This is a genomic window from candidate division WOR-3 bacterium (assembly GCA_039802205.1).
Classification (GTDB): domain Bacteria; phylum Hydrothermota; class Tepidihabitantia; order SM23-42; family JAOAFX01; genus JAOAFX01.
The window spans coordinates 1-6,169 of sequence record JBDRWD010000092.1 but is presented as its reverse complement, the minus strand read 5'-3'; the positions used below and the strand labels follow the sequence as shown (position 1 = coordinate 6,169).

The following is a 6,169-nucleotide window of genomic DNA, read 5'->3' as shown; positions in this document are numbered from 1 at the left end:
GACTTTAGGTATTTAAATATCCAGCATCCCAACCCAAACCCATTAACTATTACTTATCCTCTTCTATTTCTTTCAAATACTTCTCTGGATTTTCCTCAAATGCCTTTTTGCATCCCGGGGCACAGAAGTAATACTTCTTGCCCTTATATTCAGTTGTCCATTTTGCGGTCTTCTCTGAGACCAGCATCTTGCAGACCGGGTCTGTTGCCATAATTACCTCCTTTCGCTTTGCTTCGCAAAGCCCGTAAATTCACACGGATAAATTTTTCAAAACGTCCAACTCAAAACGAATCATAAATTCTAAGGACAACCAACAAATGCCCCTAAAAATTAGGTATTTAGGCATCCTGATTTCCATCAGGACAAGTTTTTGGACTTTTAGGTATTTTAGAAATATCCAGCATCTTAACCCCAACCCACTACCCATCATAGTCCTTTATTTTTGGTGTGTATCTCTTCAAAATCAACGACAGACTCACCACCGTCACTGAACTCATTGCCATTGCTAAGCCGGCGAACTCGGGTTTGAAGGTAATCTTGAAAAATGGATATAGAATGCCGGCAGCAACAGGAATCAATATTATATTATAGAAAAATGCCCAGAATAGATTCTGTTTTATTCTTGCCATCACCTTTCTTGCAAGTTGAATTGTTGCTACAACATCGGTCATTTTATTTTTGACCAATACGACATCACCGCTTTCTATTGCTATGTCTGTGCCACTACCTACAGCAATTCCTAAATCTGCCTGGGCAAGTGCTGGTGCATCGTTTATTCCATCACCAACGAATGCCACTATTTCACCCTCATTTTGTAATTTTTTTATTTCATCTGATTTATTCTGGGGTAATATTTCGGCTATGAATCTCTCAATCCCGAGTTCATTTGCAACTGCTTCTGCGGTCTGTTTATTATCACCGGTGAGCATTACCGGTTTGAGGTGCATCTTCTTTAAATATGCTATTGCCTGTTTTGCCTCGGATTTAATTATATCAGAAATGGCAATTGCGCCGATGAGTTTTTTATTAAAACCAACAAAGACCAGGGTTTTGCCTTTATTTTCAAGTTTCTTTATTTCATTTTTTATATCTTCAGAAATTGTTATCCCATTCTCTTGTAGAAAATTTTTACTCCCAACAATTGCGGGTTTTCCTTCAATAAATCCTTTTATTCCTTTACCTTCTACTGTTTCTATATTTTGCGGCTCAACCAATTCTATTTTCATCTCTTTTGCCTTATGCACAATCGCCTCAGCAAGGGGATGAAGAGAATTTTTTTCAAGTGACCCGGCAATTCTTAACGCTTTTCTCTCTCTACTCTCTACTCGCTCCTCGCTACTTTCAATTATCTCCGTTACTTCCGGCTTTCCCATTGTCAGCGTTCCGGTTTTATCAAAAACCATGGTTGTAATTTTTTCCGCAATTTCAAGTGCTTCGCCATTTTTGATCAAAATCCCCAATTCTGCGCCCCTGCCAATTCCTACAGTCACTGCAGTCGGCGTAGCAAGACCTAACGCACAGGGGCAGGCAACGACCAGAATAGAAATTAAGATGCTCAGTGCAAAATGCAATGATGAACCGAAGCCAAAATACCAGAGGGTGAAAGAGACGATAGCAATACCCAAAACAACTGGAATAAAATAACTCACCACCTTATCCGCAATTTTCTGTACCGGCGGCTTTGAGTCCTGGGCTTCCTCAACGAGTTTGATAATCTGCGATAATAAAGTTTCTTTTCCAACTTTTGTAGCACGGAATTTTATCACGCCATTCTTGTTTATCGTTCCACCAATCAATGTATCACCTTTTCTCTTCAATACGGGTATCGGCTCGCCCGTGATCATAGATTCATCAACTGAACTCATTCCTTCAATAACTTCTCCATCCGTTGCTATCCGTTCTCCAGGTCTTGAGATTATTATATCACCGACCTGGACTTCGTCAACTGGTATTTCAGTTTCAACATTATCTCTTACCACGATCGCTGACTTTGGCTTTAATCCAATCAACTTCTTAATCGCCTCAGAGGTTCTACCTTTTGCCTTTGCCTCAAGATACCGCCCAAGAGTTAAAAATGTTGCAAGCAGGACCGCGGTTTCATAAAACATAAATTCTTTATTCAGGATTATATTAAAAGTTCCCATTACACTTGCAATATATGAAACACCAATACCCATTGAATACATCACATCCATATTTAGAGATTTATTTTTTAGTGCCTGGAATCCCGCTTTGAAGATGGGCGCGCTGATATAAATAAAGGTAGGGGTTGAGATTGCAAACAGCAAATAGTGTATGGGGAATTGGATATGATGCATTGGAATATACATCAAAACCATCAAAGGAATGCCGATGATAAAACCGATTATAAACTTACGCTTTTTCGCATTGAGGTCTTTCTGCCTTAATTCTTCTTCTTTCCTTAGGTCTATCTCTTCAGCAAGTCCCAGAAACTGATAACCAGATTCTTCTATCGCCTTTTTTATTTTATTTATGTCAACAATTGCCGGGTCGTAAGTAACTGCTGCCTTCTCAGTTGCCAGATTCACTACTACATCAATTGTGCCATCAAGATTCTTTAATGAATTTTCCACTGTGCTCACACACATTGCACAGTGCATTCCGCCAACTTTTATGATTTTCTTTTCAGGCATTCTAATTTTTCCTTCCTTTATGCAAGTATGCAAGGCTAAAGCCTTGCCCTACGTTTTTATGTCTTGCGAATTAGAAATTTCAAAATACCACCGTTTTTCTCAACACTTAAGAGTTCATTGCCGGTTCGCTTGCAGAATGCCTTTATGTCTTCTTCTGCAGCAGGGTCATCAGCGAGAAGTTCAAGGATTTCGCCTGATTTTAGTTTATCAAGTGCCTGTCTGGTCTGAAAGATTGGCTGGGGGCAGAAAAGCCCCACACAATCAACAACTGCAGTCGGGTTGGATGCCATTTTTTCTAAATGCAAATCCCCTTCCATCTCCCTTTACAAAAGGGGGATAAAGGGGATGGCAATATAATTGGACCTATATTTCTTCGAGCAGCGTGGAAAATGTGTCGTGGTGTTCTTCTTCGTCGGTCAAGATACCCTCAAACAGTTTGCGTGTTACCTCATCACCTTCTTTTCGTGCCTTTTCAATTATCTCTTTATAGAGTTTAATTGCTCCTTCCTCGTCCTTTTTATCTTGTTCGATCCTCTCTTTAAGAGTATCTCCAACATTTATCGGTTCTGGTTTTGTTGTGGGCTTGCCACCGAGATAATTCAATCTTTCCGCAATCGCTTCAGCATGTTTCATTTCGGTTATCGCGATTTTTTTTAATTCGTCTTTAACAGCAAACCCTTTTATGCCTACCACCTGGACATGCTGCCACATATATTGAATTGAGACCTGCAATTCCCGGGCAATTGCCCGATTCATTAAATCGAGTAATTCTTTTGATGCCATTTTTTCTCCTTTCTACTTCTTTGTAGTTTTTTTCTTTTTAGGAACCATTTCAGTTCCACAGCAGATAATGGGATGTGCTTCGGCACAGCCACAGACATTATCTACTGTTACTGAAAGACCACAGACCTTACATACATATTTGGTTCCTTTTTTTATGGGTGCTTTTTTTGCTTTTCTCATTTTGAACCTCCTTGTGACTCATGATTGAACTGCATTAATTATTTTTTCAGCAAATAAATGATCGGGAAGAGCGCCTTCAAAAGTAATGGTTTCGTTAATCACCACTTTAGGCACGGCAAAAACAGCATAGCGCTGGGCGAGGTGTGGAAATTCTTGGGCGTTTATCGTTTCGGCAGTAATTAATGAACTTTCCATAGCGAATTTAAACGCAGTTATTGCCGCTGCTGGACAATACGGACAGGTAAGTGTAACAAAGACCTTTATCGCAACGGTTTTCGCTATTGTTTTTATTTTCTCCTTTAACTCTGGAGCAAGATTGGAATCACGATTTGATATTAATTTTATTGTTTCAAGTAAAGTCGAAAATTCGTAGCCCGCAGGCAACCCATAGAATCTAATACCATAATCAATATCTCCCTGAATTATGTTTGCAGGTATTTTATCTATTTTCAATTCTTCAGCTTTAGATTTATCTTTGAGAAAATCATAAATTTCAATTTTTATCTTATCGGTTAAACTTGCCAACTCTTCCATTAATATTCGATTATCTTTACAATTTTCGCATTCAAGTGTGGGCATAACAATTGGGGATTCCTGTGTGAAAACAATAATTTTAACTACTTCTTTAAGTCCCCCCAAGATTTTCTTCACTTCATTCTTTACATTATCATCAAGCAAACTCATTCTTTCCTCCTTTCATTCTTTCTCCCACAGTGCGGGCATTTTTCAAATTTAATGTTGAAGAGGTTTTTGCACTCTGGACAGATTACCAATTCGATATTGCAGGTCGTGCAGAAAAGGGGTTCAAAACATCTCATGATTAATTCACTTTCACAGAATGGGCACTTACATTTTTCCGGCATCTCTCTGCTCCTTCTTTTTTAAATAATCCTCTATCGCCTTATGGAGTGCATCCGCTCCAAGATTAGAGCAGTGCATCTTGTTCGGCGGTAGACCACCAAGTTCTTGGGCAACGAGTTCATTGGTAATCTTTAATGCTTCTTCAATCGTCTTACCCTTTGCCATTTCACTCACCATTGAAGATACCGCTATCGCTGCCCCACAGCCAAAGGTTTTGAATTTAACATCTACAATTCGGTTGTCTTGAACTTTGATGTAAAAAGTCATCATATCACCGCAAACTGGATTGCCGACTTCACCGATTCCATCGGCATCTGGAATTTCGCCAACATTCCTTGGGTGTTGAAAATGATCCATAACTTTTTCGGAGTAAAAAGGCATTTCACCTCACTTTCATTTGTTATTAGTATAAAGGTGTAAACTGGGCGTCCGCCCAGTATTCTTCTTTTAATAAATTCATCTGTTTTGTAATCGCCTCTAAATGCCTTTCTTCCCATTCTTGGAGTTGCTGGAAAAGTTCTTTTGCCAGAGGATCGTCAGATTCTTCTTTCATTTTTCGATAGAAGTCTATTGAATTAGATTCTAAAAGCGCCCCAATGCTTAAGGCGGACATCTCAAAATGCCTTTCTTTTATGCGCATTTTAATTTCTTCAGTAAAGATCGGACTCTCACCCACAAATGTTGATGGTGTTCCCAATTCAATCTTGGCGAGCCAAACATTCTCTTTTAATAAATGTTCATATTGCCTTTTTAATTCATTAAAATGTTTAATTTCATCTTGAGCGAGTGTTTTAAAAACTTCTTTGCCCTTGGGGTCTTCGGTCTTTTCCGCTGCAACTTTATAAAATTCAATTCCATTCAATTCAGTCTGCATTGCAATCTTTAATCCTTCAAGTGTCATTTTTAAGTCCATATAACCTCCTAATTTTTTTCTCCTTCCATAGTGAATTCCCTGATTCCGAACCAGAATCCGGTTTGTTCAATATGATCAATCTCTGCCTGGATTAAATCATAGTGGGATTCTTCCATTTCAATTATTCGGTCAAAAATTTTAACTGCTTCAGGATCGTTGAGATGTTTTTTATTTTCATTATAGAATTCTATCGATCTTTTTTCTAAATCCAGTGCTGTCTTCAATGCTGAAAGCTCATCCATACCTTCTTCACCTTTGGTTTTATCTATACTTCTTATCATCGGCGCAATTTTTTCAATCGTTGATTCTGGAATATTTTCGCATACCCAGATTTTGTTGCACATAATACTATCAAGTTCTTTCTCCAGGACATCCATATGAAGATATTCATCCTTTGCAAGCCTGATAAACATATTCTTACCTGTGGGGTCTTTTGTCTTGAAGGCGAAATCAAGGTAACTTGCAATACCATTTTTTTCTATCTTAATACCAGTTTTAAGAATTTCTATTGCTTTTTCCATTTTTACTCCTTTAATATTCTACATAGTTTAGACACAAAGTCAAGCTGAAGGTTAACTGATACATTATAATTTTTTCTTGACGAAACTGCGAAGTATTTATATGATGGAGTGAGGAAGTTCTATGAAAAAAAGAATTTACCTTATCCCGCCAGATAATTTAAAACAAACCGCTATTTGAGGTAAAACCTCCTATACTTTTAAAATTAGCTCGAGAAATACCATGGATGATGAAATCTAATAATCGCATGCCACCTCTT

At 38.2% G+C, this 6,169-nt stretch carries 9 protein-coding genes; all 9 read right to left on the bottom strand.

Annotation, left to right across the window (positions count from 1 at the left end; translation table 11 throughout):
- Positions 1–49: 49 nt before the first annotated feature.
- Positions 50–211 (bottom strand): YHS domain-containing protein, encoded by a 162-nt coding sequence (locus ABIL39_12170; protein ID MEO0166882.1) that lies wholly within the window; start codon positions 209–211, stop codon positions 50–52.
- Positions 212–419: 208 nt separating this feature from the next.
- Positions 420–2,654 carry a heavy metal translocating P-type ATPase gene (locus tag ABIL39_12165; GenBank protein ID MEO0166881.1) on the bottom strand — a complete coding sequence of 745 codons (2,235 nt, stop codon included), beginning with the start codon at positions 2,652–2,654 and terminating at the stop codon, positions 420–422.
- A 56-nt stretch (positions 2,655–2,710) separates the two neighbouring features.
- Complete coding sequence (locus ABIL39_12160; GenBank protein ID MEO0166880.1) at positions 2,711–2,959, bottom strand: sulfurtransferase TusA family protein; 249 nt, start codon at positions 2,957–2,959, stop codon at positions 2,711–2,713.
- A 58-nt stretch (positions 2,960–3,017) separates the two neighbouring features.
- Positions 3,018–3,437 carry a ferritin-like domain-containing protein gene (locus ABIL39_12155; GenBank protein MEO0166879.1) on the bottom strand — a complete coding sequence of 140 codons (420 nt, stop codon included), beginning with the start codon at positions 3,435–3,437 and terminating at the stop codon, positions 3,018–3,020.
- 12 nt (positions 3,438–3,449) lie between these two features.
- On the bottom strand, positions 3,450–3,617 hold the full coding sequence (locus tag ABIL39_12150; GenBank protein MEO0166878.1) for a hypothetical protein: 168 nt from the start codon (positions 3,615–3,617) through the stop codon (positions 3,450–3,452).
- Between the two features lie 18 nt (positions 3,618–3,635).
- Positions 3,636–4,295: a thioredoxin family protein gene (locus ABIL39_12145; GenBank protein ID MEO0166877.1), complete on the bottom strand. Its 660-nt coding sequence runs from the start codon at positions 4,293–4,295 to the stop codon at positions 3,636–3,638.
- A 168-nt stretch (positions 4,296–4,463) separates the two neighbouring features.
- Positions 4,464–4,859 carry a Fe-S cluster assembly scaffold protein NifU gene (gene nifU, locus ABIL39_12140; protein MEO0166876.1) on the bottom strand — a complete coding sequence of 132 codons (396 nt, stop codon included), beginning with the start codon at positions 4,857–4,859 and terminating at the stop codon, positions 4,464–4,466.
- A gap of 22 nt (positions 4,860–4,881) precedes the next feature.
- A complete protein-coding gene (locus ABIL39_12135; GenBank protein MEO0166875.1) occupies positions 4,882–5,391 on the bottom strand; it encodes a ferritin family protein in 510 nt (169 codons plus the stop codon).
- 8 nt (positions 5,392–5,399) lie between these two features.
- Positions 5,400–5,912 (bottom strand): ferritin family protein, encoded by a 513-nt coding sequence (locus ABIL39_12130; GenBank protein MEO0166874.1) that lies wholly within the window; start codon positions 5,910–5,912, stop codon positions 5,400–5,402.
- Between the last annotated feature and the right edge of the window lie 257 nt (positions 5,913–6,169).

Excerpts from the sequence above, each read along its gene's own strand:
- ABIL39_12170 (MEO0166882.1), bottom strand. The coding sequence starts at position 211 with ATGGCAACAGACCCGGTCTGCAAGATGCTGGTCTCAGAGAAGACCGCA.
- ABIL39_12165 (MEO0166881.1), bottom strand. The coding sequence starts at position 2,654 with ATGCCTGAAAAGAAAATCATAAAAGTTGGCGGAATGCACTGTGCAATG.
- ABIL39_12155 (MEO0166879.1), bottom strand. The coding sequence starts at position 3,437 with ATGGCATCAAAAGAATTACTCGATTTAATGAATCGGGCAATTGCCCGG.
- ABIL39_12150 (MEO0166878.1), bottom strand. The coding sequence starts at position 3,617 with ATGAGAAAAGCAAAAAAAGCACCCATAAAAAAAGGAACCAAATATGTA.
- nifU (MEO0166876.1), bottom strand. The coding sequence starts at position 4,859 with ATGCCTTTTTACTCCGAAAAAGTTATGGATCATTTTCAACACCCAAGG.
- ABIL39_12135 (MEO0166875.1), bottom strand. The coding sequence starts at position 5,391 with ATGGACTTAAAAATGACACTTGAAGGATTAAAGATTGCAATGCAGACT.
- ABIL39_12130 (MEO0166874.1), bottom strand. The coding sequence starts at position 5,912 with ATGGAAAAAGCAATAGAAATTCTTAAAACTGGTATTAAGATAGAAAAA.